Genomic DNA, 26,239 nt, shown 5'->3' on the forward strand with positions numbered 1-26,239 from the left:
GTTTCGCCCCCTTCCTGCGCGGGCCCCCCCGGGGGGGCGACAGCTTTCCACGCATCAAACGCCCCCCCTGTGCCGGGGCGGGCCGGCCGCGCGCCCCTCCTCGTGCTCGGCGCCCCGCCGCTGTCCAGGGAAGGAGCGCGATGAAGGAACTGTTGCTCGACCGGACCTACCGCCGCCTCTGGCTCGGGCAGAGCGTCTCGCTGGCCGGCGACTACCTGTTCACCACGACGATGGCGCTGTGGATCGGCACCGTCCTGCTGCGCGACCAGCCGTACGCGCCGAGCGCGACCGCGGCCAGTCTGCTCATCGTGGCCGTGGTGACGGTGGCGGGCGCGCCGGTCGCCGGAGCGCTGGTCGACCGCTGGGACAAGGTACGCGTCGCCAGAACCGCCGACGCGGTCAGAACGCTGATCGGCGGCGGCTTCGCGATCCTGGCCTGGCTGGCGGGCTCGCTGCCCGTCGGGCTGACGCTGGCCCTGTGCGGGCTGGCCCTGGCCGGGCAGTCCGCGGCGACGCAGTTCTTCAACCCCGCCCGCATCGTCATCCTCAGCGACGTGGTCTCCGATGACCGGCGCGAGCAGGCGGCGAGCTTCGCCCAGGCGAGTTCCGCGATCGCGATGATCGCCGGTCCCGCGCTGGCCGGCGCCCTGTTCGCCGCCGCCGGCCCCGGCGTCTGCTTCGGCCTCAACGCGGCCACCTTCGCCTGCTCCTTCCTCGCCCTGCGCGGGACCCGCGTGCCCATGACCGAGGCCCGCGAACGCCACCTGGGCCGGGAGATGCTCGCGCCCCTGCGCCTCCTCGCCCGCGACCGCACGCTGCGGGCCGTACTCGGCGCCGGCATGATCGTCATGCTGGGCGCGAGCGCGTTCGGCTCGCTCAACGTCTTCTTCGTCAGGGAGAACCTGAGCGCCGACCCGGCCTGGTTCGGCGTGATCAGCTCGGCGCTGGGCGCGGGCATCCTCACCGGCGCGCTCGGTTCCGCCGCGCTCCACGCGCGGCTGGGCAAGGAGCGGCTGTTCGCCGGCGGCCTGCTGCTGTGCGGCCTCACCTGCCTGGTCTACGCGCGCCTCGACAGCGCGCCCCTCGCCGCCCTGGTCATCTTCGGGTACGGCGTCGCCGGCGGCATCGTCGAGACCGTGATGTCGCCCATCCTGCTGGCCGCCACCGGCCGGGACCATCTCGCCCGGGTCCTGTCGGTCTTCACCTCGGCGCTGCGCCTGGCCTCGATCACCTCACTGGGTCTGGTGGGCTGGCTGGCCGGTGGGCGGGGCCGTATCGACCTCATCCTGCTCGGAGCGGCCGTGATGTTCCTGCTGGCGGGCGCGCACGCGGCCCTCTACCTGCGGCGGCCCGGCCCCGAGGGCCGGGCCGGCGCTTAACACCACTCGTGGTCGCCCGGACATTCGCCGGCGACGACGGTCTGGGCCGGGGGCGCGTGCGGCGGTTCGAGGTGGGCCGCCGCGGCACTGCCTCCGAGTACTACGGCGACGCTGAGCAAGAGTGCGGAAAGACGGCGCTTCATCGTCATGTCCTCCAGGACGGGTTAGGTGAGGTTGAGTGCCTTCTCCAGCCAGGGCTGGGCGCCCAGGCGTCGGAAGGCGGTGATGGCGAGGTCAAGGTGCTCGTTCGCGTCCTCGCCGCCCAGGCGGGCGAGCGCGAGGTGGGCACGCCCGGCGAGCAGGAGGTCCCCGAGCCGGTCGGCCCCCGCTAGGGACGAGGCGAGCGTCTCCCTGCCGAGAGGCCTGTCCACGTCCGCCAGCGCCTCCCCCAGGCTCAGCAGCACCCAGGCCTCGCCGATCTGGTCGCGCTGCTCCCTGGTGAGCCGGAGGGCGAGCCTGCCCGCCTCGACGGCTTCGAGGTTCTTGCCCAGCTCGTGATAGGTGTCGGCCAGACGTTTGGTCAGCAGGGCCTTCGTGCGCCTGCCCAGGGGGTGGGCCAGTGCCCGCACCAGAGGCCCTTCGGCCTGGTCCGGGCGGCCCACGGTGGTGTGGTGGAAGGCGATGCTGCCGAGGGTCACCGCCTCCGCGGTGGTGTCGCCCACCCGCTCGAAGACGGCGACCGCCTCCCACAACTCGGCCACGACGCCCTCGTGGTCGCCCTGGTAGTCGCGGGTGACGACGTCGTAGCGGCGGGTGAGGGCCAGGCCGTACTCGTCTCCGACCTCCTCGAAGATCCGCATGGCCGCCGCCAGCGTGGTCCCGGCCTCGGTGAGCTGGCGGCGCTGGTGGTGGATCTCGCCGCGCGACAGGAGCATCGCGGCCTCGCCGCGCCGGTCGCCGGTCTCCCCGCACGCGGCCAGCGCCGCGTCCACGACCGTTCGCCAGTCGTCGAAGTAGCCGGACATCTCGTAGAGGTAGACCGGGGTGGCGGCCAGCTCCCAGGCCAGGCCGGCCCAGCCGAGGCGGGCCGCCTGGGTGACGAAGGCGACCACGGTCGCGCGTTCCGCGTCGAGCCAGGCCATCGGGTCGGCGTCCAGCTGGGGCGGGGGTTCCAGGTGGTGGCGCGGTGCCGTACCCCGGACGATCATGAGGTCGTGGCGGGGATACTCGTGCCCGCGCGCGTGCTCGGCCAGTGCGAGCAGGCCGCCGATCGCGCGGGTGAGGGCCTCGGCGCGCTGGTCCCGGCTCTCCTCCGCCTCTGCCCGCTCGATCGCGAACAGGCGGACCAGGTCGTGCATGGTGTAGCGGCGCTGCCCGCTGGCGTCGCGCCGGGCGGGCTGGAGCATCTGCGCGTTGGCCAGTTCCTCGCACAGCTCCTCCGCGGCGCGCAACGACGTGTGGAGGAGCGCGGCCAGCGTCCAGGGGGCCAGGTCTCTGACGCCCTGGAGCAGGCCGATCCGCCGGAAGGCCAGCCGGGCTGTCTGCGGCAGGTCGAGGTAGCTCAGCTCGAAGGTGTTGCGCAGCTGCTCCTCGTCCTGGCGCAGCTCGTTCAGGCGGTGGCGCTCGGCGCGCAGGCTGCCGGTCAGCTCCCCCAGGGACCACGCGCTGCCGACGGCCAGCTTCGCCGCGGCGATGCGCAGCGCGAGCGGGAGGCGGTCGCACAGCTCGGCGAGCGTGGACAGTTCCTCGCCGTCGGCGTCGTCCTCGATCCGCCGCCGCCCGGCGATGCGGCGCAGCAGCAGCCGCGCGTCGGCGGGCGGCAGCACCTCCAGCGTGAGCGGCCGCGCGCCCTCCTGGACGACGAGTCCGCCGAGCCGTTTGCGGGAGGTGACGATGACGCGGCAGGTGCCGGAACCGGGCAGAAGCGGGCGGACCTGGTCGGCGGAGTGCGCGTTGTCCAGCACGACCAGCAGCCGCCGGCCGACGAGCATGCTGCGGTAGAGGGCCGTGCGCTCGGCGAGGCTCTGCGGTATCCGGCGGCCGGGCACCCCGAGCGCCCGCAGGAAGCCGTCCAGCACGCTCTCCGGTGCGGCTGGACGGCTGCCGCGGGTGAATCCGCTCAGGTCAGCGAAGAGCTGCCCGTCGGGGAAGCGCTCGGCCCGGCGGTGCGCCCAGGCCATGGCGAGGGCGGTCTTGCCGATGCCGCCCACCCCGCTCACCACGCTGACGCGCACGGCGTCGTCACCGCTGTCGTCGCCGGGGTCGAGCAACGCGTCCAGCTCATCCAGCTCCGCCTGCCTGCCGGTGAAGGCGAAGGCGGCGGGCGGAAGCTGCGAGGGCCGCACGTCGGCGACCTCGCGCTCCGGCTCACGGGTGACCGGATCCTCCAGGAGGATCAGGTTGTGCACCTCGCGCAGGCGCGGGCCGGGCTCCAGGCCCAGCTCGTCGACCATGAGCCTGCGTCCCTCGTCGTAGACGGCCAGCGCGTCGGCCTGCCGTCCGGAGCGCGACAGGGAGAGCATGAGCTGGGCGCGGGCCCGCTCCCGAAGCGGGTGCTCGCCGACGAAGCTCCTGAGCTCGGCGGTCAGCTCCCGGTGGTGGCCCAGGTCCAGCTCCAGCTCGACGCACTCCTCCAGCGCGGCCAGGCGTAGTTCCTCCCACCTGCTGGCCGCGTTGAGGAGGGCGGAGCTGGTGATCCCGCCGAGCACGGGGCCGCGCCACAGCTTGAGCATCGCGCGGAACATGGCCGCGGCCTGGCCCGGCCGCCCGCCCGCCGCCTCCTGGCGTGCCGCGGCGAGACCTTGCTCCACCGTCAGCGCGTCCAGGGCCAGCGTCCGGGGAACCCGGTAGCCGCCCGCGACGGTCTCGATCAGCGCCGGGTCTCCTCCGGCCTTGCGCAGCGCGCCGCGCAGGGCCGAGATCGCCGCGGCCACCTGCCCGCGTACGGAGGAGGGCGGCGCGTCCTCCCACACCAGGTCGACCAGGCGGCCGGTGCTCACCGTCTGCCCGCTGTGCAGCAGGAGGGTCGCCAGGACCGCCTGCGGCCGCGGACCGCCCACGTGGACGGGCCGGTCGCCGACCGCGACCTCCAGCGGCCCGAGAATCCCGAACCTCGTGCCCGGCTCTCCGCTCAGCGCCATCGGCGCCGCCCGGTCCGGCGCGCCGCGGAGGTCAAGGTCATCACGCGGCCACTCCTGATTGCGGTCTCTCTCCTGCCGCAAGGACCGTAACCGTGACCGCTTTCGATCGGTTATCGGTGGGCGAAAGCGCCCTCGGTTCCCTATGATCAAGCTCTCTGGGACGTGCACGTTCGCTGACATGCGAAGGAGACCGTCGATGGTCGCACGCTGGACCGGATTACCCCTGCTCGCGGCGGTGGTGGCGTTGGCGGCGGGCTGCGTCAACCCCAACACCGAGGGCGCTCCGACGGCGCAGCCGAGTCCCAAGGGCCAGAGCCGCGTCGCCTTCTTCGGCTTCGCGAAGGCGAACTCGTTCACCGCCGCCACGTTCGCCGGCGTCGAGGAGCATGCGAAGTCCCGCGGCGCCACGGCCGAGTTCTTCGACCCCAACTTCGACGCGCAGACGCAGGTCCGCCAGATCCAGGACGCGGTCACCTCCAAGCGCTTCGACGTCTTCGTCGTCCAGGCCAACGACGGGGCCGCGGTGGTCCCGGCGATCCGCTCCGCCGTACAGGCGGGGATCGCGGTCGTCGTGCAGTTCACCCCGCTCGGCACCCGCTACGACACCGCGGAGCCGCAGGTCGAGGGCACGATCACGCTGATCGACGTGCCCACGGTGAACGGCGCCGCCCTGGCCGAACTGGCGGTACGCGCCTGCGTGAGCAAGAAGCTGGACCCGTGCGAGATCGCCTACCTGGAGGGCCTGAAGGCGCTCCCGCTCGACAACGCGCGCACCGACGCGGCCGTCGGGGTGCTGAAGAAGGCGGGCACGAAGATCGTCGCCCAGGTCGAGGGCGGATACACCCAGGACAGCGGGCGCAAGGCCATGCAGGACGTGCTCCAGCGCGCGCCCGGCGTCGACGTCGTCGTCGGCTCCTCCCAGGCGATCGCCGGCGCCGAGGCGGTCGCGAAGGGCAAGCCCATCCTGTACGTCGCCAACGGCGGCTCCCGCCAGACGGTCACCGCGGTCCAGGACGGACGCTGGTTCGCCGCCTACTACCTCCCCGTCCGCACCCTGGGCGCCAAGGCCGCCGAACTGGGCCTGGACAAGGCGCAGGGCAAGCAGGTGCGGGCGGGCAACCTGATGACCGACGTCACGCCGGGCAAGCACCTGGGCACCAAGGAGGTGCTGGCGGGCGTCACCGGCGAGTACGACGAATGACCGGCCCGCTCCTCCTGGAGGGCATCACCAAGAGCTACGCGGGCACGACCGTGCTGCACGGCGTCGACCTGCGCGTCGAGCCGGGGCGGATACACGGCCTGGTCGGCGAGAACGGCGCCGGTAAGAGCACGCTGGTCAAGGTGCTGTGCGGCGTCACCACGCCCGGCGCCGGGCGGATCGTCGCCGACGGCCGGGCGGTGCGCCTGGACAGCCCCCGGGCCGCGCGGGCGCACGGGATCGCGCTGGTGACGCAGGAGGTGGCGCTCGTCCCCCGGCTCACGGTGCTGGAGAACGTCTTCCTCGGCCGCTGGGCCCACCGGGCGGGATGGTGGCGGCCGGGCGCGGACCGGCTCCTGCTCGACGGGCTGCTGGGCCGTACCGGATTCGTGCTCGACGCGGACCGGCCCGCGCGGGAGTTGCCCGTCGCCGACCAGCAGCGGGTGGAGATCCTGCGCGCGCTGGCGAGCGGCGCGCGGGTGCTGGCCCTGGACGAGCCGACGGCGCTGCTGCCGCGCACCGAGGCGGAGCGGCTGCTGGAGCTGCTGGGCACGCTCGCGGCGGACGGGATGGCGATCGTGCTGGTCTCCCACCGGCTGGAGGAGGTGCTGTCGGCCTGCGACGTGGTCACCGTGCTGCGCGACGGCCGGCACGTGCTCACGGCGCCGGCAGCGGAACAGACCCCGCGCTCGCTGGTCCAGCACATGGTCGGCCGCCCGATCGAGGTCCTCTACCCCGAGCCGGCCCCCGTCGCGGCGGACGCGCCGGTGGTGCTGGCGGCCACCGGGCTGCCCCAGGTGGCACGGCTGGAGGTCCGCGCGGGCGAGATCGTCGGGCTCGCCGGGCTGACCGGCAGCGGCCGGTCGGCGGTCCTGCGGCTGTTGTTCGGCGCCGACCGCCGCACGTCCGGCGACGTCGCGGTCGCCGGCCATCCGGTACGGCCCGCCTCCCCCCGCCACGCGATGGCGCAGGGCATGGCTCTGGTCCCCGAGTCCCGCAAGGAGCAGGGCCTGGTCCTGGTCCGCTCGCTGCGCGAGAACCTGGCGCTGACCGGCCTGTCCGCCCGCCAGCGCGCCGGGTTCGTCCGGCGGGCCGCCGAGGCCCGCGAGGTCGGTCAGTGGCTCGACCGCCTCGACGTCAGGGCGGCCGACCCCAAGGGCAGGACCGCCGGCCTGTCGGGCGGCAACCAGCAGAAGGCCATGTTCGGCAAGTGGCTCATGCGCGAGCCGAAGGTGCTGCTGGTCGACGAGCCGACCAGGGGCGTCGACGTCGTGGTGAAGGTGGAGATCCACCGGCTGCTGGTCGAGCTCGCGGCGCGCGGCGTCGCCGTGCTCATGGTGTCGTCGGAGATCGAGGAGGTGCTCGGGCTCTCGCACCGCGTGCTGGTGCTGCGCGGCGGCCGGGTGGCCGGCGAGTTCGCGCGCGGCGCCGCGGAGCGCGAGGACGTCATGGAACTCGCCTTCGCCGGGCGGCCGCGATGAGAGTACGCGACTCCGGGATCCTGCTGGCGCTGTTCGTGCTGGTGGTGGCGCTGTCTCTGGCCACGCAGACGTTCCTGACCCAGGGCAATCTGGTCAACCTGCTCGACCAGGCCGTCATCGTGGGGCTGCTGACCTGCGGGATCACCCTGTGCATGATCTGCGGCGTGTTCGACCTGTCGGCGAGCGCGGTGCTGGCGGTCAGCGCCGTCGTGGGCGTGCTGGCCGCGCGCGGCGGCGGGGTGGCGCTGGGGTTCGGCGCGGCGGTGCTCGCGGGCGCGCTGCTCGGGGCGGTCAACGGCGCCGCCGTCGTGCTGCTGCGCGTGCACTCGTTCATCGTGACGCTGGCGCTGAGCATCGTCTACCGAGGGCTCGCGCTGGTCATCACGGCCGGGGCGATCGTGTACCCGGATCCGGCGCGGCTGACGGAGTTCCAGTCGCTGAGCTGGCCCACGGCTCTGGGCGGGGTGACCGTACCGTCGTTGCTGCTGCTCGCCGTCTCGGCGGTGACCTCGCTCGTGCTGTGGCGGACCACGCTCGGGCGGCGCGTGTACGCCGTCGGCGGCAACCCGGAGGCGGCCAGGCTGTCCGGCATCCGGGTGGGGCCGGTGCGAATCGTCGTGTTCACGATCAGCGGGGTCTGCGCGGCGCTGGCGGGACTGGTGCTCGCGGCCCGTGGCGGATCCGCGCAGGCGAGCATGGGCACGCTGCTGGAGCTCAGCGCGATCGCCGCCGCCGTGATCGGGGGCACCAGCATCTTGGGCGGCGAGGGCGCGATCTGGCGGGGCATGATCGGCGTGCTGATCCTGACGCTGATCGGCAACGGGTTCAACCTGCTCGGATGGGATACGACATACCGCCCGATCGTCGAGGGACTGCTCATCCTTGCCGCCGTCGGCACGGACTACGCGTTACGGCACCGGAAGGAGTAGCCGAAAGATCGGAAATAATGAGTGTTCATACCGTTAGCATCTGTTCATCGGATTGCGCTGATCAAAGGTGTGACGATGAGCAACCCCACGCGCGTGCCCTCCGGGATCAACCCGAACGTGCCCAACGCCGCGCGCATGTACGACTACTACCTCGGCGGCAAGGACAACTTCGCCGCCGACCGCGCGGCGGCAGAGAAGATCATGGCGCTGGGGCCCAGCCGTCAGATCTGCCTGGCCAACCGGTGGTTTCTGGGCAGGGCCGTACGCCATATCGCCAACCTGGGCATCCGCCAGTTCATCGACCTGGGCACCGGGCTGCCCAACCAGAACAACGTGCACGAGGTCGCCCGCCGGATCCACCCGAGCGCGCCCGTGGTCTACGTGGACCACGACCCGGTCGTCATCGTCCACGCGCGGGCGCTGCTGGCCGACGTCGACGGCAACACCGCCATCGCGCACGCCGACATCCGCGAGCCGGGAACGATCCTCGACCATCCCGACGTGAAGCGGCTCATCGACTTCAGCCAGCCGGTCGGGGTGGTGTTCCTCGGCGTGCTGCACTGCATCCCCGACGAGGACGATCCGTACCAGGTGGTGCGGGCCTTCTCCGAGCGCATGGCGCCGGGCAGCTACCTGGTCGTCTCCCACCTGACCGACGACGCCCATCCCGAGGTGGGGGTGGCCGCCCGGAAGGTGTACGACAAGGCGGACACGCCCCTGCTGCACCGGAGCTTCGCGCAGATCTCCCGCTTCTTCGACGGCTTCGAGCTGGTCGAGCCCGGCGTGGTCCACGTGGCGGACTGGCGGCCGGAGGAGCCGTGGGAGGAGGACCCCGAGGGCAGCGAGTGGTGGTACGTCGGCGTCGCCCGCAAGCCCGTGGACCCTCCCCGCGCCTCCTGACCGCGGGCCCCGTCAGACGAGGCCGTCCGCGCGCATCTCCTTGAGCACGTCCCTGGCCGCGTCCAGGGTCAGGTCGATGTCGGCGTCGGTGTGCGCGCCGGAGACGTGGTTGCGCTTGAGCGCCATCGGCAGCATCAGGAAGCCCTTGGCGGTCATCCTGCGGTGGAAGGCCGCGTACGCCGCGTGGTCGTTGCGCATCAGGTCGCGGTAGCCGGAGACCGGGCCGGTGCCGAAGTAGAGCACGAACACGCCGCCGAACCCGCTGACCGTCGCGTCCACGTCGAGTTCGGCGGCGATCTGGCCGAGCCCGTCGCGCAGGCGCTGCCCCAGCCGGTGCGTCCTGAGGTAGAAGTCCGGGTTGTCACGCAGGTGGTGCATGGTGGCGACGGCGGCGTGGGCCGCGACCGGGTGGCCGTTGAAGGTCCCGGCCAGCAGGACGTCGGCGGCGAAACGCTCCATCAGCTCGCGCGGCCCGGCCAGGCCCGCCGTCGGGAAGCCGTTGGCCATCGCCTTGCCGAAGGCGGTCAGGTCCGGCAGCACCCCGCAGACCTGCTGGTAGCCGCCGAGCGCGTGGCGGAACCCGGTGATCACCTCGTCGAAGACCAGCAGCGCGCCCTCCCGCCTGGTCAGCTCGCGCAGCCCCTCGACGAACTCCTTCGTGGGCACCAGCGCGCCGACGTTGTGCGGGATCGGCTCCAGGAAGACCGCGGCGATCTGCTCGGGATGGGACTCGAACAGGGCGCGCACCGAGTCCAGGTCGTTGAACTCGGCGATGAGCGTGGCGTCCACGGCCGAGTCGAGCAGCCCGGCGGAGAGCGGGTCACGGCCGTAGGCGGACTCGGGCTTGGAGATCACGTTCCTGGCCAGGGCGTCGCCCCAGCCGTGATAGCAGCCCTGGAACTTGACCAGCAGCGACCGGCCGGTGACCGCGCGGGCCAGGCGGACCGCCTGGACGGTGGCCTCGGAGCCGCTCATCGTGGTGATCATCATCTCGGCGGAGGGGATGAGCTCGCAGGCCAGTTCGGCCAGCTCGACCTCGATCGGCGTCACGCCCAGGCCCATCAGGTCGATGCCGTCGAGGGCGGCCAGGACGGCCCGCCGTACGGCGGGATGGTTGTGACCGAGCAGGACGGCGCCGAAGGCGGCGTGGTAGTCCAGGTAGCGGTGGCCGTCGGCGTCACTCACGTAGGCGCCGTCGGCGGTGGTGAAGGCGTACGGCGCGCCCACCTGGCGGGTGGCGGAGTTGACGCCTCCCGGCAGAACCCGGCGCGCGGCCTGGTCGATCGCGTGTCCCAGCGGACGGTGTAATTCCACAACTGCTCCTTACGTGAAAAGACGTTCCATGTCGCGGAAGTTACGTGGAAGGAGATTCCACGTCAACCCTTGACATCGGCCTGGGCACGCACGAAGGATGCACGCATGGAAAGAGGTTCCACGTCGGTGGGCGTGCTCGTGATCGGTGCGGGCGCCATCGCCGACCAGCACGTCGCCGCGTTATCCAGCGATCCACGAGGGCGGCTGGCCGGCTTCGTCGACACCAGCGCCGCACGGGCGGAACAGGCCGCGCGGGCCCGGGGCGGCGTCCCCTGGACCACCGATCTGGCCGAGGCGCTCGCCTGGCCCGGCGTCGACGCCTGCGTCCTGTGCACCCCCAACGACACCCACGACGAACTCGCCGCCCGCGTCGCCGCGGCCGGCAAGCACCTGCTGGTGGAGAAGCCGCTGGCGACCACCGTCCCGGCGGCCCGCAAGACCGTCGAGGCCTTCGCCGCCGCCGGCCGCACCCTTTCCGTCGCGCACTCGCACCGCTTCTACGACTACGCCCGCACCGTCCGCGGGGAGATCGCCTCCGGCGCGCTCGGCCGCCCTCTCCTGGTACGGCTGGCGCTGCTCGGCGGCTGGATCTGGCCCGACTGGCGTACCTGGGTGATCGACCGCGAGCGCTCCGGCGGCCACGCCCTGCACAACGGCGTCCACCTGCTCGACCTGGTGACCTGGTGGATCGGCGACGAGCCGGTCAGCGTGTACGCCAGAGGCCAGCGCAGGACCGCCGCCGAACTGGACGTCCACGACCACCTGGAGATGGTCGTCACCTACGCCGGCGGCGCCACCGCGATCTGCGAGATGAGCCGCGCCCACCGCCCCGCGAGCCTGAGCGCCCGCGACGTCGTCGTCCAGGGCAGCGAGGGCCTGCTGACGATGGAGTGGGACGGCGAGGGCGTGCTGCTCGCCGACGAGCGCGGCACCCACCTGGCCGCGGAGGGCCCGGCCGCGGGCTTCGCCGCCCAGCTCTCCGCCTGGCTCGACGCCGTCACCGGCGCCGCGAGCACCGGGGTCGCCGGGGACGAGGCCCTGCTGGCGGTGGCGATGGGCGTCGCCGCCGAACGCTCGATGGAGCTCGGCCGTCCGGTGACGCTGGAGGAGGTCCGATGAGGGTTCTCGACGTCCTGCTGGCCGGCGAGTACGGCCTCGGCCACCAGAACCACCAGCGCGACATGTACGCCCCCGCCTTCGAGGCGCACCCGGGCTTCCGCGTGGCCGGCCGTACCGGGGCGGACGACCCGTTCGACCGGCCGGACGCCGACGTCATCAGCGTCTGCGTGCCCTACGAGCGGCGCGTCGAGGTGGTCACCCGCGCCCTGCGCGCGGGCAAGCACGTGCTGGTCGACAAGCCGATGGCGCTGACCGCCGCCGAGTGCGCGCGGATCGCCGAGGCGGCCGCGGGCACCGGCCTGGTCTGCCTGCCCGCCCACCACCAGCGTTTCCAGCCCGCGGTGAGGGTGGCGCGGGAGGCGATCGCCGCGGGCAAGGTCGGGCTGCCGTGGAACGTGCAGGCCGACTTCCTCGTCGCGGGTGGCGGCGCGGTCTGGCCGCTCGGCGAACTGCTCAACTTCGCCCCGTACGCCACCGACGCCATCCACGCGATGACCGCACTCCCGGTCACCGCCGTATACGCCATAGGCGGCCCCCGCTTCCAAGACGGCCCTGAGGATCTGGTCACGCTCTGCCTCACCCATGAGCGCGGAATGACCAGCACCGTCGTGGCGGGACGGACACCGGCGATGCCGGGAGCGGGCGGGCTGTCGCTGCACCGCTACCGCGTCGCGGGCTCGCACGGCACGCTCCTGGCCGACGCCAACCGCCCGGCCGCGCGCGTGCTGACCACCGCCGGGACGCCGCGTGGCACGTGGGCGGGCCCGTCCACGGTCGATCGCATGCTCACCGAACTGCACACCGCCGTCGTCACCGGCCGGCCCGCCGAACTCGGCCCCGCCGACGCCGTGGCCGCGCTGCGGATCGTCGAGGCCGCCCGCCGCTCGCTGACGTCCGGCCAGGTCGAGGAGGTCCTGTCGTGAAGCTGCTCACCTACCGCCGCGACGGCGTCGTACGGCACGGCCGCCTGCTGGACGGCGACGTGATCGAGGAGTGGGGCGAAGGCGACCTGACGAACTGGCTGGCCGGATCGCCGGAACGGCACCTGGCCACCGTGCCGCTGGCGGCCGTCGAGGTTCTCACCCCGTTGCTGAACCCCGGCAAGCTGCTCGGCGTCGCCGCCAACTACCAGGACCACGTGGCGGAGGCCGGTGCCGAACCGCTGGACAAGTCCCGGCTGGCGCCCCGGCTGTTCCTCATGCCGCCGACCGCGCTGCTGGCCCACGGCCGCCCGATCCCGCTGCCCCGGGTCAGCGAGCAGGTGGACTGGGAGGCCGAGCTGGCCGTCGTGATCGGCCGCACCGCCAAGGACCTGGACGCGGAGACGGCGCTGGACGCGGTGGCCGGGTACTGCGTGGCCAACGACGTCTCGGCCCGGTCGGTCGGCTACGGCTACCCGCGTGACCTGGACGACCCGGCCGTGCGCTTCTTCGACTGGCTGGCCGGCAAGTGGCTGGACGGCTTCGCGCCGCTGGGGCCGTACCTGGTCACCGCGGACGAGGTCGGCGACCCGCAGGCGCTCGACGTCGAGCTGCGCGTCAACGGCCGCGTCAGGCAGCGCGGCTCGACCAAGGACATGATCTTCACGGTGGCGGAGCTGGTGGCCTTCGCCTCCCGTCTGATGACGCTGAGCCCGGGGGACGTGCTGATGACCGGCACCCCGGCCGGCGTCGGCGCCACCACGGGGGAGTTTCTCGCCGCGGGCGACGAGGTCTCGGTCTCGATCTCCGGCCTCGGCACGCTGGTCAATCCCGTCTCGCCCATGGAGCCCTCATGATCCGTCCGCTCGGCGTACTGGCCGCCGCCGTCCTCGTGCTCGCCACCGGCTGCTCCGACCCCACCAACTCCGGCTCCAAGCCCGCGCAGGGCGGCGCGCTCAGCGTGTACCTGTACCAGAAGCCCAAGCGCTTCAGCCCGCTGGACCCGCTCACCGGCCCCGACCAGCAGGTCATGCAGCTCGTCTACGACAACCTGCTGACCGTCAACGACCGCTACGAGTACGAGCCCCGCCTGGCCGAGCGCTGGGACGTCACGCCCCGCAAGATCGTCTTCCACCTGCGCAAGGGCCTGAAGTGGAGCGACGGCACCCCGTTCTCCAGCAAGGACGTGCTGTTCACCTACAAGCTGCTGGCCGACGCCAAGCTCGGCAGCGCCATGGCGGGCAAGCTCGCCGGCGCCGCCTTCGAGGCGCCCGACGCGGACACGTTCGTCGTCAAGCTGGCCAAGCCGAACGTGGGCTTCCTCAGCCTGCTGGCCGGGCCGTTCGGGTTCGTGCTGCCCGAGCACGTGCTCGGTTCCGTGCCCGCCGCCCAGCTCACCGGTCACGCGTTCTTCAACAAGCCCACGGCCGGGATGGGCCCGTACACGTTCGTGCAGTACAAGACCGACCAGTACGTGGAGCTGGCCGCCAACCCGAACTACCGCAAGCCGGTGTCCATCCCCAAGATCTTCCTCAAGCCGGTCAGCTCCGACGTGGCGACCGCGCAGCTGGGCACCGGCGAGATGGACCTGGTCCAGATCTCCCCCACCGACCTGCAGGCGGTCGGCGCGCTCAAGGGCGTGACGGTGGCGGGCCGGCCCAGTCCCGGCTTCCTCAGGATGGCGGTCGACCAGACCGACAAGCGCTTCGCCGACCCCCGGGTACGGCAGGCCATGCTCCACGCCATCGACAGGAAGGCGCTGGTCGACAAGCTGCTCGCCGGCAAGGGCCGGGTGCAGAACTCCTCCTTCGTCGCCGCCTGGGCCCTGCCCGAGACGCTCGCCGGCTACGCCTACGACCCGGCCAAGGCCAAGACGCTGCTGGCCGAGGCGGGCTGGGACGCGTCCAAGCCGGTGACGCTGTCGTGGATCCCCGGCCAGCGCGACCGCGACGCCGCGGCGACCGTGGTGCAGAGCTCGCTGGCGGCGGCCGGGGTGAAGGTCGAGCTCAAGCAGGTCCAGGCGGCCCAGCTCCTGCAGTCGTACGAGGATCGCAGCTTCGACCTGGCGTTGTTCGGCGGCGGCACCTACGCCGTGGACCCCTCCAGCAGCGTGCCCATCCTCGGCTGCGGCGCCTTCTACCCGACCGGCGGCAACATCAGCGCCTTCTGCGACCCGTCGCTCGACAAGCTGACCGCCGCGGCCGACGGCATCTCCGACCAGGACGAACGCGCCGGGCTGTACCGCGAGGCGGCGGAGAAGGACAACGCGCGGGTGCCGTACCTGTGGCTGTACAACCCGGACACCCTCTGGGCGAGCAGCGCGCGGCTGCGGGGCTTCAAGCCGAGCGGCGACTTCGTCTCCGGCTTCTGGAACGCCGACGAGTGGACCCTGGCCGGCTGATGCTCGCCTTCCTCGTGCGCCGGCTCCTGGTCAACGCCGCCGTCTTCCTGCTCATCAGCGTGGGGGTGTTCGTCCTGGTCCAGTCGGTCCCCGGCGATCCCGTGCTGATGATGGTCAACCCCGAGCAACTGCAGTCGGGCGGGCCGGAGTTCCTCGCCGCCAAGCGGGCCGAGCTGGGCCTGGACGCCCCCGCGTTCGTCAGGTACCTGATCTGGCTGCGCGACGCGCTGGGCGGCGACCTCGGCTACTCCTTCGTCAGCCGCCGGCCCGTCGCCGACGTCCTGCTGGAGCGGGTGGGCCCCACGGTGCTGCTCATGTCCACGGCCCTGGTCATCGGGCTGCTGCTGGCGGTGGCCGTCGGCACCCTGGCCGCCGTGCGGCGCAACACCGCGGTGGACTACGCCGCCACCGCGGCGAGCCTGGGCACCATCTCGGTGCCCAGCTTCTTCCTCGGCATCGCGGCGATCTACGTCTTCGCGCTCAAGCTCGGCTGGGTGCCGTCCTCCGGCATGTCCACGCCGGGCGACGGCGGCGGCGCCGACATCCTGGCCCATCTGGTGCTGCCCGCCGCGATACTCGGGCTGTCGATCGCGGGGCCGTTCACCAGGTACGTGCGCGCCGGACTGCTGGCCGAGCTGGGCGCCGACTACGTGCGCACGGCCGAGGCGAAGGGCGCCGGTCCCGGCCGGGTGCTGCTGCGCCACGCGCTGCGCAACGCGCTCATCCCGCTCATCACCGTCGTCATGATCTACGTCCCGCAGCTGCTGGCCGGAGCCGTGGCCCTGGAACAGGTCTTCGCCTGGCCGGGCATGGGCCAGCTCGCGGTCAGCTCCATCGGCCAGCTCGACCATCCGGTGGTGATCGGGTTCGCGATGTTCATCGCGGTGCTCGTCCTGATCTGCAACCTCGCCGCCGACCTGCTCTACGCGGTGGCCGACCCGAGGATCAGCCTGTCATGACCACGCAGATCATCCCCCGCTCCCCCGCCCGGCTGGCGGCCAGGCGCTTTCGCCGCAACCGGATGGCGCCGGCCGGCGCGGTCTTCCTCGCCGTGATCGTGCTCATGGCGCTGGCCGCGCCGCTGGTCAGCGGGCACGACCCGAACGCGGTGGACCTGTCCGCCTTCCGCGAGCCGCCCTCGGCCGCGCACCTGCTCGGCACCGACTCGTCGGGACGTGACGTCTTCGCCAGGCTCGTCCACGCCGGGCGGGTCTCGCTGCTGGTCGGCCTGATGTCGGCGCTGGCGGCGGTCGTCCTCGGCGCGCTGCTGGGGGCGCTGGCCGGCATGTTCGGCGGCCTGCTCGACGCGGCCGTCATGCGGGTGGCCGACGTGGTGCTGTCGTTCCCCTCGCTGGTCGTGGTCGTCGTGCTGGCCGGCGTCCTCGGCCCCAGCACCGCGATGCTGGTCGTGGTCTTCGCCGCCTGCAACTGGCCCACCGCCTGCCGCGTGGTGCGCGGGCTCACGCTCGCACTGCGCGAACAGGAGTACGTGCAGGCCGCGCGGGCCTTCGGCGCCGGCCGGCTGACCATCGTCTTCCGCCACGTGCTGCCCGCCGTGCTCTCGCAGGTGGCGGTGGTCGGCACGCTGCTGGTGGCGCAGATGATCCTGCTGGAGGCGGTGCTGTCCTTCCTCGGGCTCGGCGTCCAGCCGCCCCAGGCGAGCTGGGGCAACATGCTGAACGACGCCCAGAGCCTCACCCTCATCCAGACCATGCCGTGGTTGTGGCTGCCGCCCGGCCTGGCGATCGCGCTCACCGTGCTGGCGGTCAACTTCGTCGGCGACGGCCTGCGCGACGCCGTCGACCCGAAGGGGGCCCGCGCATGAGCCCGCTGCTGCAGGTGGACGACCTGGCCGTGGAGTTCCCCACGGAGGACGGCGTGGTACGCGCCGTGGACGGCGTCACCCTCGACGTACGGCCCGGCGAGATCCTGGGCGTCGTCGGCGAGTCCGGCTCGGGCAAGAGCGTCACCGCCATGTCGGCGCTCGGCCTGATCAGGCCGCCGGGCCGGATCGTCCGCGGCTCGGTGACCTTCGACGGCGAGGACCTGCTGGCGCTCCCGGCCCGCAGGCTGCGCCGGATCCGCGGCCGCCGCATCGCCATGATCTTCCAGGATCCGATGACCGCGCTCAACCCGGTGATGCCGGTGGGAGTACAGATCGCCGAGGCGATCAGGCTGCACCAGCCGCGCCTGTCACGCGCCGCCGTCCGGGCCAGGGTCCTGGAACTGCTGACCGCCGTCGGCATCGCCAACCCCGCCGACCGGTACGGCAGGCATCCCCACGAGTACTCCGGCGGCATGCGACAGCGCGCGATGATCGCGATGGCCATCGCCAACGAACCGGACCTGCTCATCGCCGACGAACCCACGACCGCGCTCGACGTGACCATCCAGGCGCAGGTGCTCGGCCTGCTGGACACCGCCAGGCGCGAGGCGGGGGCGGCGGCCATCCTCATCACCCACGACCTCGGCGTGATCGCCGAACTGGCCGACCGGGTGGCCGTCATGTACGCGGGCCGCGTCGTCGAGCACGGCGACGTGCACCAGATCTTCGCCGCGCCCCGGCACCCGTACACGGCGGGGCTGCTGGCCAGCCGGCCGCGGCTGGAGTCGACTGGCGAGCTGACGGCCATCCCGGGCAGCCCGCCGAACCTGCTGGCGCCGCCGCCCGGCTGCGCGTTCCAGCCCCGGTGCGGGCTGAGCGAGGAGCGGACGCCCTGCCGTACGGACCGGCCGGAGGCCGCGGCGGTCGGGCCGGGCCACCGCTCGGCCTGCCACTACCACGAGGAGTTGGCGTGAGCGAGCCCTTGCTCTCCGTCGAAGGCCTGGTGAAGCACTTCCCGATCCGGTCGGGCGTGCTGCGCAGGCGGACCGGGGCGGTACGTGCCGTGGACGGGGTCGATCTGGCGCTGCACGCCGGCCGTACCCTGGGGCTGGTCGGCGAGTCAGGCTGCGGCAAGACCACCACGGGCCGGCTGGTCGTACGGCTGGCCGAGCCCACCGCGGGCCGGATCGTGTACGGCGGCCGGGACCTGGCCAGGCTCTCCCCCGCCGAGCTGCGCCCGCTGCGCGGCGAGATCCAGATCGTCTTCCAGGACCCGTACTCGTCGCTGTCGCCCCGGCTGACCGTGCACGAGATCGTCGCCGAGCCGCTGCGCTCCCAGGGCCGCTACCGCGACGGCGGCCGGGAGCGCGTCGCCGAACTGCTGGAGATGGTCGGGCTGCTGCCCGAGCAGGCCAACCGCTACCCCCACGAGTTCTCCGGCGGCCAGCGCCAGCGCATCGGCATCGCCAGGGCGCTCGCGCTGGGCCCGCGCGTCCTGGTGCTGGACGAGCCGGTCTCGGCGCTGGACGTCTCCATCCAGGCGCAGGTGGTCAACAAGCTGGCGGAACTGCAGCGGGAGCTCGGGCTGGCGTACCTGTTCATCTCGCACGACCTTTCCGTGGTGCGGCACGTGTGCGACCGGGTTGCGATCATGTATCTCGGCCGGGTCGTGGAGGAGGGCGAGCGCGAAGCCGTTTTCCAACGGCCCGCCCACCCCTACACCAGGGCGCTGATCTCCGCGGTGCCCATCTCGGACCCGTCCGCGCGCGGCGACCGGGAGCGGATCGTGCTCACCGGAGACGTGCCCAGCCCGGCGGATCCGCCGTCGGGCTGCCACTTCCGTACCCGCTGCTGGAAGGCCCAGGAGCGGTGCGCGGCCGAGGCGCCCGTACTGACGGGGGCCGACCACCGCGTCGCCTGCCACTTCCCCGAGGAGAACCCCGATGCTCGACTCCCTGCCCGACACGCCGCCGGCTCCCGCTGAGCCGGTGACCATCGAACTGGTCCGCCGCGACGGCGACACGCTGTTCGCCTCCGGCCAGGTCGCCATGGCGGGAGACACGCTGGTGGCCACCGGGCCCGTCACCGACCTGGACACCGCCCGGCACTGCGCCTGGCAGTGCGCCCGCAACCTGATGGCCGCGGTCCGGGAGCACACCGGCTCGCTGGAGAACGTCCACGCGGTGAAGCTGACCGTCTACGTGGCGAGCGAGCCCGGCTTCACCGAGCAGCACCTGGTCGCGCACGCCGCCTCGCAACTGGTCCTGGAGGTGCTGGGCCCGGAGCGGGGCCGGCACGCGCGGGCCGCGATCGGCGTGGCCGCCCTGCCACTCGGCAGCCAGGTCGAGGTAGAAGGCGTCTTCCGTGTCGGCTGACCTCCTGCTGGCCGGGGGCTTGCTGGTGGATGGCACCGGCGCGCCCGCGCGCCCGGCCGACGTCGAGGTGACGGGCGCGCGGATCAGCGCCGTCCGCCCGCCCGGCGCCGGCCGCGCCGCCCGCGTGCTGGACGTCGCCGGCCGCGTGGTCTGTCCCGGCTTCGTCGACGTCCACAGCCACTCCGACCTGGCCCTGCTGGCCAACCCCCAAGCCCACAGCAAGGTACGGCAGGGCGTCACCACCGAGATCGTCGGCAACTGCGGCCTCGGCGTGACCCCGGCGCCCGACCAGGCGGCACTCAGGGCCGCCGTCGCCTTCATCGACCTGGACCCGGCGCTGCCCTGGCCCCAGGGCGGCACCAGCGGCCACCTTCGCGCCCTGGAGGCGGCAGCCCCGTCCCTGAACGTCGCCACGCTCACCGGCCACCTCCCGCTGCGCGCGAGCGCCGTGGGCTTCGCCGACCGCCCCGCCGCACCCGCGGAACTGGGCGCGATGCGCGAGGAGCTGGCCCGCTCGCTGGAAGAGGGCGCGCTGGGCCTGAGCACCGGCCTCATCTACGCCCCCGCCAGCTACGCCACCGAGGCGGAACTGACCGCGCTCGCCGAGGTGGTCGCGGAGGCGGGCGGCGTCTTCGCCTGGCACCTGCGCGACTACACCGACACGCTGACGGAGTCGGTGGCGCAGGCGGTACGCGTGGCCGAGGCCACCGGCTGCGTCACCCAGATCTCCCACCTGGCCGCGGTCGGCCGCCGCAACTGGGGCGCCGTCGCCAGGGCGCTCGACCTCATCGGCGGCGCCCCGGTCCACGTGGACGTCTACCCGTACCTCGCGGGCAGCGCGAACCTGTCGCAGCTCCTGCCCGGCTGGGCCCACGAGGGCGGCCGGGCACGGGAACGCCTGGCCGAGCCGGGAGCCCGCGACCGCGTACTCGCCGGATGGGAAGGGCGCTGGTGGGACTGGCCGGACATCCTCGTCGACGGCCACCCGCTGGAGTCCGGCGGACAGGCGCTCGACCTGATCGCCGAGCACGGCAACGCCGTCACGATGGTCGCTTTCGGACGCTGCGAGGAGGACCTGCTGACCGTCCTGCGCCACCCCGCGACCATGATCGGCTCGGACGGCTTCGCGCTCGACCCCGGCGGCCTCACCGGCGGCGCCACGCCGCACCCGCGCAGCTACGGCTGCTACCCCCGGCTGCTCGCCCGCTACGTCGGTGAGGGCGCGCTCACGCTGGAGGATGCCGTGCGCAAGAGCACCGGCCTGCCCGCCGAGGTCTTCGGCCTCGACGGCCGCGGCCTGATCGAGGAGGGCGCGGCGGCCGACGTGCTTGTCCTCGACCCCGGCACGCTCAATGATCTGAGCACGTTCGACCGACCACACCAGTTCCCGTCAGGGGTGGAGCTCGTCCTGGTGAACGGCGTCGCCGTCGTGGAGAGCACAGGCCACACCGGCGCCGGACCGGGCCAGGTGCTACGCGCCCGCGGCCAGATCGGAGTCAGCGCATGAGGAGAGGCACCGAGAAGCGGAGCATCGACGAGGACAAGCCCGCCGCGGCCAACTACCACGCGCACGCACTCGCGCGCGGCCTGGCCCTGCTGGAACGGCTGGCCACCAGCCGCCACCCGGTGACCCTGTCGGAGCTGTTCGAGGAGACGGGGCTGCCCAAGAGCACGCTCGTCCGGCTGCTGTCCGTACTGGCCGAGACCGAGTACGTGGTGCGCGTGGACGAGCGGCCGTCGTTCCGGCTCGGCCACAAGGTGCTGGACCTGTCCACCGCCTACGTCTCCACGCTCGACGCGGGCGCCTCGGCCCGCGGGCACCTGGCAGAGCTGGCCAAGCGGACCGGGCAGACGGCCAACCTCGGCGTCCTGGACGGCACGCAGGTGCTCCATCTGTGCGTCGAGGAGCCCGACCGGCCCATCCGGTACATGGCGATGAGCGGCTCGCGCGACGACACGCACGCCACCGGGCTCGGCAAGCTGCTGCTGTCGCGGCTGGAGGAGGGTGAGCTGCCGGTGTTCCTGCCCGCGGAGCCGTACCGGAGGAGGACGGAGCACACGCGCACCACCTTCGCCGAGCTGCTCGCGGACCTGCGCGTCACCCGCGAGCGCGGCTACGCCTTCGACGACAACGAGAACAGCATCGGGCTGCGCTGCCTGGCCATCCCGCTGGAGGCGGGTGGCGAGGTCCTGGCGTCGCTGAGCGTGTCGGGGCCGGCCGGGGAACTGGAACCGGCCCGCCACGAGGCGCTGCTCGCCGAACTGCGGGCCACCGCCGGAGCCATGCTCGCCGACCACGAGCTGGTGACGGCGCTGCGCGTGGTGACCCGCTCCCTGCTCCCCGCCGCGGAAGGACGAAGCCGATGATCGACGTGCACACCCATTGCATGCTCGCCGAGGACTGGGGGTGCGAGTGGGACGACCACTGGCGGCCGGTGTACGGCGGGGCCTGGCAGGACGTGACCCCCGAGGACTACGACCGGGCGATGACCGGCGTGCGCGCGGCGTTCGTGTTCGGCATCCGGGCCACCTCGGCGGGCGTGGCCACCTCCAACGAGCACGTGGCACGCTTCTGTGCCGACACCCGTACCGAGACGGTCGGCTTCATGGCGCTCGACCCCACCGACCCCGACGTGCTCGAACAGCTCGCCGACGGGGTGGCGCGGGGGCTGCGCGGCATCAAGCTCTACCCGGTGCTGGCCCACTTCGACCCTCGCGACCCCGCGTACGACCCGTTCTACGCGGCCGCCGCGGCGGCGGGGCTGGTGGTGCTGTGGCACATGGGCGCCACCCCGAGCCCCGCCGGGGACCTGGACGTCACCAACCCGCTCACCGTGGACGCCGTCGCCCGCCGCCATCCGGAGCTGACGCAGATCATCGCGCACATGGGCCATCCCTGGCAGCGCGAGACCATGATCGTGCTGCGTAAGAACCGGCGGGTGTTCTCCGACGTGTCGGCGAGCTGGGCCAGGCCGCTGGACGGGTACCTGTCGCTGGTGCGCGCCCAGGAGTGGGGGGTGACGGACAAGCTGCTGTTCGGATCCGACTTCCCGCTGTGGACGCCGGACGAGGCGGTCAAGGGCCTGCGTTCCCTCACCGGCGTCCGCGTGCCAGGTCTGGAGGGCGTGCGGCAGGAGACCCTGGACACGCTGCTCGACGCCGACCCGCGCCCGCTGCTGGGGCTCTCGTGAGAATCCCGCTCGACGAGCTGCCCACGCCCGCGCTGCTGATCGACCTGGCCAAGCTGGAGCGCAACCTCGCGGACATGGCCGGGCTGGCCGCCTCCGCCGGGGTGGCGCTGCGCCCGCACTTCAAGGCGTCCAAGTGCGTCGAGGTGGCGCGGCGGCAGCTCGGGCACGGCGCCGCCGGGTTCACCTGCGCCACGATGGGCGAGGTCGAGGCCCTGCTGGAGGCGGGGATCGGCGATCTGGTCTGGGCGCACCAGCCGGTCGGGCCCGCCAAGGTGCGCTTCGCGGTGCGCACCGGGGTGACGGTGGCGCTCGACTCCGTGGCCGCCGCCGAGCCGCTGGCCGCCGCCGCCCGTGCGGCGGGGGTGCGGCAGCCGTACCTGCTGGAGGTGGACACCGGGATGGGGCGGGCGGGCGTCGCGCCCGCCGAGGCCGTGCGGACGGCCGCTCAGCTGGAACGGCTGGGCGGACTGAGCCTGCGCGGCGTGCTCACGCACGAAGGCCATCTGATGACCTATCTGGGCGATCCCGGCGGGCGGGAGAAGGCCGGGCGGCGGGTCGGCGAGACGATGGCGGGTGTGGCCGAGGACCTGCGCGCGGCCGGGCACGACTGCGCGATCGTCTCGGTGGGTTCGACGCCGGGGGCGGCCAGCGCGCCGTTCGTCCCCGGGGTGACGGAGGCGCGGCCCGGCACCTACGTCTTCTACGACGGCAACCAGGTGGCGCTCGGCACCGCCGAGCAGTCACGGTGCGCGCTGACCGTGCTGACCCGGGTGGTGAGCGTGCCGCGGGGCGAGGACCTGGCCATCGTCGACGCCGGGCTGAAGGCCATGAGCTCCGACGCCTCGGTCGGGGGCGGCGGGTTCGGCACCGTGCTGGGCGTCTCGGGCGTCGCCTTCGGCAAGGCCAACGAGGAGCACGGCTATCTCACCGGGGCGGGCGGCCTCCGGGTCGGGTCCCTGGTGTCGGTGCTGCCCAACCACGGCTGCGGAGTGGTCAACATGTGGAGCGGCGCCTACGTCGTCGACGACGGCTTCGCCGTGGACCGCTGGCCCATCACCGGCCGCCACTGAAACGCCAGGACGGCGCCGCCGAGCACCAGCAGCCCGGTCCCGGTGCCGACGACCGAGCTCGAATGCGCGATCCAGCGCTCGCCGCCGGGCAGGCGCGTGGCGGTGACCCGCGGCGGATCGGTCCGTCCGTCGTGGTCGACGAACGTCAGAGCCGTGCGCCGCCTCGGCTCGCCAGGAGGGCTGCCCTCGCGGTGGGCGCGTAACGCCGCGAGTTCGGCCCGGCGGACGGCCGCGTCGTTGGCGCGCAGTTGTTCCGGGCTCTCGCCGTCGCAGTGCCAGACCGTGCCGCCCTTGACCATGACCGAGCGGCACTCGATCCGGGTGAACACGTGGGTTTCCAGCCCGAACGCGCCGGTCCCGACGGCGATCACGCCGACCCCCAGCGCCGCCGCGACCGCTCCGGCCGCCACCATCGCTCGCATGACGCCTCCACCCTACGGCGCGAAAGTCGTTGGCGGCGGACCGCGGCGGCTGGGCATGATGGCGGGATGATCGACACCGGGCTGCGTGGACGTGTGGCGCTCGTGACGGGCGCCAATCAGGGGATCGGGGCCGCCACCGCGGTCGCGCTGGCGGGGCAGGGGGTCGCGGTCTTCCTGACGTACAAGCGGCTGGAGCCGGTGGACCACCCGGCCTTCCCCGCCCAGTACGACGAGCTGCGCGCCGCGAGCGCCGACGAGGTGGTCGAGCGGATCCGGCGGGCGGGCGGGGTGGCCGAGTCGGCGGAGGCGGACCTGTCCGACCCGGAGGCGCCCCGCGCGCTCTTCGAGCGGGCCGAGGAGACGCTGGGGCCGGTGGAGATCCTGGTCAACAACGCCACCGGCTGGATCGGGAACACCTTCGAGCCGCGCGCCGCCGACGACCTCGGCCGCCCGCTGCTGCTGGTGGACGCGGCCGGTCACGACCGCCAGTTCGCGGTGGACGCGCGGGCGGTGGCCCTGCTGATCGCCGAGTTCGCCACCCGCCACATCGCCCGGAAGGCGGACTGGGGGCGGATCATCGGCCTCACCTCGGGCGGCCCCGGCGGCTTCCCCACCGAGGTCTCGTACGGCGCGGCGAAAGCGGCCCAGGAAAACTACACGATGTCGGCCGCCCACGAACTGGGCAAGTACGGCATCACCGCCAACATGGTCTACCCGGCGGTCACCGACACCGGGTGGATCAAGAAGGAGGACGAGGCGACGCTGCGCGGGCTCAGCCCGCTGGGGCACATCGGGCAGCCGGAGGACGTGGCGGACGTGATCACGTTCCTCGCCTCCGAGCAGGCGCGGTGCGTCACCGCTCAGCTCGTCAGGCTGTACTGAACGGCCTGCCCAGGGCGGGCAGCACGAGCCGGTCGACGATCGCGGCCAGTTTATACATGGAACAACCTTTCACGTTGACATGGAACGGGATTTCGCGTTCGATCGCGGCAACCCCCAGGAGGTCGTATGTTCCTCAAGGCGTTAGCCGTCGCCACCCTGCTCCTGACCAGCACGCCGGACGTCCAGATCATCAGCCCCGGCAACAGCACCTGCCGCCCGTGGGACCCCGCCCTGACCCGGGAGCAGAACGAGACCGTCGAGTGCCCCTGGTTCCCGTCCATCGTCACGCTCGCCAACGGCGACCTCTACCTCGCCTACAGCTGGAGCGTCTCCCACTCCCACTCGGGCGCGATCGCCGCCCGGCGCAGCACCGACGGCGGCCAGACCTGGTCCGCCCAGCAGGTCATCGCGAGCGACCCCGACCCGCTGACCGTCGACGTGAAGGAGCCCAGCCTCACCGTCCTGCGCGACGGCACCCTGCTGATGGCCTACTACGACTACCGGCCTTCACGCGGCAACCGCCGCCAGGTCTACGTCAAGCGCTCCACCGACAACGGCGTCACCTGGTCGGCGCCGATCATGCCACCCAGCCTCATGTACGACAGCGGCAAGGCCAGCGTCGCCGTCAACGGCGAGATGGTCGAGCTCGACAACGGCGACATCCTTCTCCCCGTGTACGGCTACCGCCACTACTCCGGCTCCCTGGGCGGCGCCGGCGCCCACGTCCTGCGCAGCCGGGACGGCGGCCTGACCTGGGCCAAGAGTGACGAACGTGTGGCCATGTGGGAGGGCCCCGTCTACGTCCCCGGCACCACCATCGGCTACGCCGAGCCCGCCCTGGCCAACCTCGGCGGCGGCCACGTGATGATGGTGGCCAGGACCTCCAACAACGGCGACGTGATGCGCGTCAGCCACTCCTACGACGGCGGCGACACCTGGAGCGCCCCGGTCGACGAGCCCACGCTCAAGGGCCACGCGCCGCACCTGCTCAAGCTGCGCGGCGGCAGCCACCTGCTGACGTACGGAGACCAGTCGGCGACCTGGGTCGGCGGCCGTCCCGTGGCCGGGCGCATGTACATCGACTCGCGCGGCTGGTCCGCCACCCAGAGCCAGCTCATCTACCGCAACCCCGGCATCTTCTCCGACATGAGCTACCCGGGCAGCGTCCAGCTCGCCGACGGCCGCGTCCTCACCGTCTACTACGACCGGGGCCAGGGCATCCTCGGCGGCAACCACATCACGCCTGCCCCGGACCGGCTCGACCTGGCCGCGCTGCACCAGGCGGGGACGCTGACCGTGTCCACCGACCTCACCCACACCGCGCCGAGCCGGCCGTCGATGGGACCGCTGGGGCCGATCGACGGTGACCTCACCTACTGGCACGCCGCGGGGGCCGGGACCGCCGCGCCGCCCGCCCGTTACTGGCAGGCCGATCTCGGCGGGCCGTACCCGATCACCGGGGTGGGGGTCGTGCTCAAGCCCGGCTACCACGAGTCGGCCAAGGTCGAGGTGTCGGCGACCGGGTCCGGCGACTGGCAGCAGGTGCGCGCGTACACGATGGCCCGCACCGACACGCTCGACTGGACCACGCTGGCGGCGCCGCGCGAGGCCAGGTACGTGCGCGTGACCATCACCGACACGACCGGCAACGGCCACGCGATGCTCACCGAAGTCGCGGTCCGTGTCGCCCCGACGGGCTTCACCGGCTAGAAGCCGGCGGAGGGCGCGTGATCCGATCAGGATCGCGCGCCCT

Annotated in this window: 23 protein-coding genes; 20 read left to right on the top strand and 3 right to left on the bottom strand. The window is 72.9% G+C overall.

Features of this window, described 5'->3' with window-relative positions; genetic code table 11:
* Positions 1–140 precede the first annotated feature (140 nt).
* Entirely contained in the window at positions 141–1,379 is a 1,239-nt protein-coding gene (locus tag ACFWY5_RS31345; protein ID WP_379636221.1) for an MFS transporter, read from the top strand.
* A gap of 164 nt (positions 1,380–1,543) precedes the next feature.
* Here ACFWY5_RS31345 and ACFWY5_RS31350 read toward each other — a convergent pair whose 3' ends face one another.
* Complete coding sequence (locus ACFWY5_RS31350) at positions 1,544–4,540, bottom strand: BTAD domain-containing putative transcriptional regulator (RefSeq protein WP_379636223.1); 2,997 nt, start codon at positions 4,538–4,540, stop codon at positions 1,544–1,546.
* 115 nt (positions 4,541–4,655) lie between these two features.
* Here ACFWY5_RS31350 and ACFWY5_RS31355 point away from each other — a divergent pair, with 115 nt between their 5' ends.
* From ACFWY5_RS31355 to ACFWY5_RS31370, 4 genes are all read left to right on the top strand, one after another.
* A complete protein-coding gene (locus tag ACFWY5_RS31355; protein WP_379636225.1) occupies positions 4,656–5,660 on the top strand; it encodes a sugar ABC transporter substrate-binding protein in 1,005 nt (334 codons plus the stop codon).
* Positions 5,657–7,138, top strand: coding sequence for a sugar ABC transporter ATP-binding protein (locus ACFWY5_RS31360; RefSeq protein WP_379636227.1), 1,482 nt, complete (start codon positions 5,657–5,659; stop codon positions 7,136–7,138). The genes ACFWY5_RS31355 and ACFWY5_RS31360 overlap by 4 nt, the downstream gene beginning before the upstream one ends.
* Entirely contained in the window at positions 7,135–8,067 is a 933-nt protein-coding gene (locus ACFWY5_RS31365; protein ID WP_379636229.1) for an ABC transporter permease, read from the top strand. Before ACFWY5_RS31360 ends, ACFWY5_RS31365 begins: the two co-directional genes overlap by 4 nt.
* A gap of 75 nt (positions 8,068–8,142) precedes the next feature.
* Positions 8,143–8,967, top strand: coding sequence for an SAM-dependent methyltransferase (locus ACFWY5_RS31370; protein ID WP_379636231.1), 825 nt, complete (start codon positions 8,143–8,145; stop codon positions 8,965–8,967).
* 12 nt (positions 8,968–8,979) lie between these two features.
* Here ACFWY5_RS31370 and ACFWY5_RS31375 read toward each other — a convergent pair whose 3' ends face one another.
* Complete coding sequence (locus ACFWY5_RS31375; protein WP_379636233.1) at positions 8,980–10,281, bottom strand: aspartate aminotransferase family protein; 1,302 nt, start codon at positions 10,279–10,281, stop codon at positions 8,980–8,982.
* A 105-nt stretch (positions 10,282–10,386) separates the two neighbouring features.
* Here ACFWY5_RS31375 and ACFWY5_RS31380 point away from each other — a divergent pair, with 105 nt between their 5' ends.
* Genes ACFWY5_RS31380 through ACFWY5_RS31440 form a run of 13 tightly spaced genes read left to right on the top strand, consistent with a single transcriptional unit; the run spans position 10,387 to position 23,182 of the window.
* Positions 10,387–11,400 carry a Gfo/Idh/MocA family protein gene (locus tag ACFWY5_RS31380; RefSeq protein WP_379614175.1) on the top strand — a complete coding sequence of 338 codons (1,014 nt, stop codon included), beginning with the start codon at positions 10,387–10,389 and terminating at the stop codon, positions 11,398–11,400.
* Positions 11,397–12,323, top strand: a complete 927-nt coding sequence (locus ACFWY5_RS31385) for a Gfo/Idh/MocA family protein (RefSeq protein ID WP_379614177.1) — start codon at positions 11,397–11,399, stop codon at positions 12,321–12,323. Before ACFWY5_RS31380 ends, ACFWY5_RS31385 begins: the two co-directional genes overlap by 4 nt.
* Positions 12,320–13,177, top strand: coding sequence for a fumarylacetoacetate hydrolase family protein (locus tag ACFWY5_RS31390; protein WP_379636235.1), 858 nt, complete (start codon positions 12,320–12,322; stop codon positions 13,175–13,177). Before ACFWY5_RS31385 ends, ACFWY5_RS31390 begins: the two co-directional genes overlap by 4 nt.
* Positions 13,174–14,721 (top strand): ABC transporter substrate-binding protein, encoded by a 1,548-nt coding sequence (locus ACFWY5_RS31395; protein ID WP_379636237.1) that lies wholly within the window; start codon positions 13,174–13,176, stop codon positions 14,719–14,721. Before ACFWY5_RS31390 ends, ACFWY5_RS31395 begins: the two co-directional genes overlap by 4 nt.
* Positions 14,721–15,680: an ABC transporter permease gene (locus ACFWY5_RS31400; protein WP_379614183.1), complete on the top strand. Its 960-nt coding sequence runs from the start codon at positions 14,721–14,723 to the stop codon at positions 15,678–15,680. Before ACFWY5_RS31395 ends, ACFWY5_RS31400 begins: the two co-directional genes overlap by 1 nt.
* Entirely contained in the window at positions 15,677–16,546 is an 870-nt protein-coding gene (gene opp4C, locus ACFWY5_RS31405; RefSeq protein ID WP_184970046.1) for an oligopeptide ABC transporter permease, read from the top strand. The genes ACFWY5_RS31400 and opp4C overlap by 4 nt, the downstream gene beginning before the upstream one ends.
* Positions 16,543–17,520 carry an ABC transporter ATP-binding protein gene (locus ACFWY5_RS31410; RefSeq protein ID WP_379636240.1) on the top strand — a complete coding sequence of 326 codons (978 nt, stop codon included), beginning with the start codon at positions 16,543–16,545 and terminating at the stop codon, positions 17,518–17,520. Before opp4C ends, ACFWY5_RS31410 begins: the two co-directional genes overlap by 4 nt.
* Positions 17,517–18,530: an ABC transporter ATP-binding protein gene (locus tag ACFWY5_RS31415; RefSeq protein WP_379636242.1), complete on the top strand. Its 1,014-nt coding sequence runs from the start codon at positions 17,517–17,519 to the stop codon at positions 18,528–18,530. Before ACFWY5_RS31410 ends, ACFWY5_RS31415 begins: the two co-directional genes overlap by 4 nt.
* Entirely contained in the window at positions 18,490–18,921 is a 432-nt protein-coding gene (locus ACFWY5_RS31420; RefSeq protein WP_379614191.1) for a RidA family protein, read from the top strand. The genes ACFWY5_RS31415 and ACFWY5_RS31420 overlap by 41 nt, the downstream gene beginning before the upstream one ends.
* The gene (locus ACFWY5_RS31425) at positions 18,911–20,428 is read left to right on the top strand and encodes an amidohydrolase family protein (protein WP_379636244.1); all 1,518 of its coding nucleotides are present in this window, start codon (positions 18,911–18,913) and stop codon (positions 20,426–20,428) included. Before ACFWY5_RS31420 ends, ACFWY5_RS31425 begins: the two co-directional genes overlap by 11 nt.
* A complete protein-coding gene (locus ACFWY5_RS31430) occupies positions 20,425–21,288 on the top strand; it encodes an IclR family transcriptional regulator (protein ID WP_379614195.1) in 864 nt (287 codons plus the stop codon). The genes ACFWY5_RS31425 and ACFWY5_RS31430 overlap by 4 nt, the downstream gene beginning before the upstream one ends.
* Positions 21,285–22,112 carry an amidohydrolase family protein gene (locus ACFWY5_RS31435; protein ID WP_379636246.1) on the top strand — a complete coding sequence of 276 codons (828 nt, stop codon included), beginning with the start codon at positions 21,285–21,287 and terminating at the stop codon, positions 22,110–22,112. Before ACFWY5_RS31430 ends, ACFWY5_RS31435 begins: the two co-directional genes overlap by 4 nt.
* Positions 22,109–23,182, top strand: a complete 1,074-nt coding sequence (locus ACFWY5_RS31440) for an alanine racemase (RefSeq protein ID WP_379636248.1) — start codon at positions 22,109–22,111, stop codon at positions 23,180–23,182. Before ACFWY5_RS31435 ends, ACFWY5_RS31440 begins: the two co-directional genes overlap by 4 nt.
* Here ACFWY5_RS31440 and ACFWY5_RS31445 read toward each other — a convergent pair.
* Positions 23,125–23,604: a hypothetical protein gene (locus tag ACFWY5_RS31445; RefSeq protein ID WP_379636250.1), complete on the bottom strand. Its 480-nt coding sequence runs from the start codon at positions 23,602–23,604 to the stop codon at positions 23,125–23,127. The genes ACFWY5_RS31440 and ACFWY5_RS31445 overlap by 58 nt on opposite strands.
* Before the next feature lie 66 nt (positions 23,605–23,670).
* Between ACFWY5_RS31445 and ACFWY5_RS31450 the strand changes: the two genes are divergently transcribed.
* Both ACFWY5_RS31450 and ACFWY5_RS31455 read left to right on the top strand, forming a co-directional pair.
* Positions 23,671–24,486 carry an SDR family NAD(P)-dependent oxidoreductase gene (locus ACFWY5_RS31450; protein WP_379636252.1) on the top strand — a complete coding sequence of 272 codons (816 nt, stop codon included), beginning with the start codon at positions 23,671–23,673 and terminating at the stop codon, positions 24,484–24,486.
* Between the two features lie 126 nt (positions 24,487–24,612).
* On the top strand, positions 24,613–26,196 hold the full coding sequence (locus ACFWY5_RS31455) for an exo-alpha-sialidase (RefSeq protein WP_379636254.1): 1,584 nt from the start codon (positions 24,613–24,615) through the stop codon (positions 26,194–26,196).
* Positions 26,197–26,239 lie beyond the last annotated feature (43 nt).

It is taken from the genome of Nonomuraea sp. NPDC059007, from assembly GCF_042740555.1.
Taxonomy (GTDB): domain Bacteria; phylum Actinomycetota; class Actinomycetes; order Streptosporangiales; family Streptosporangiaceae; genus Nonomuraea.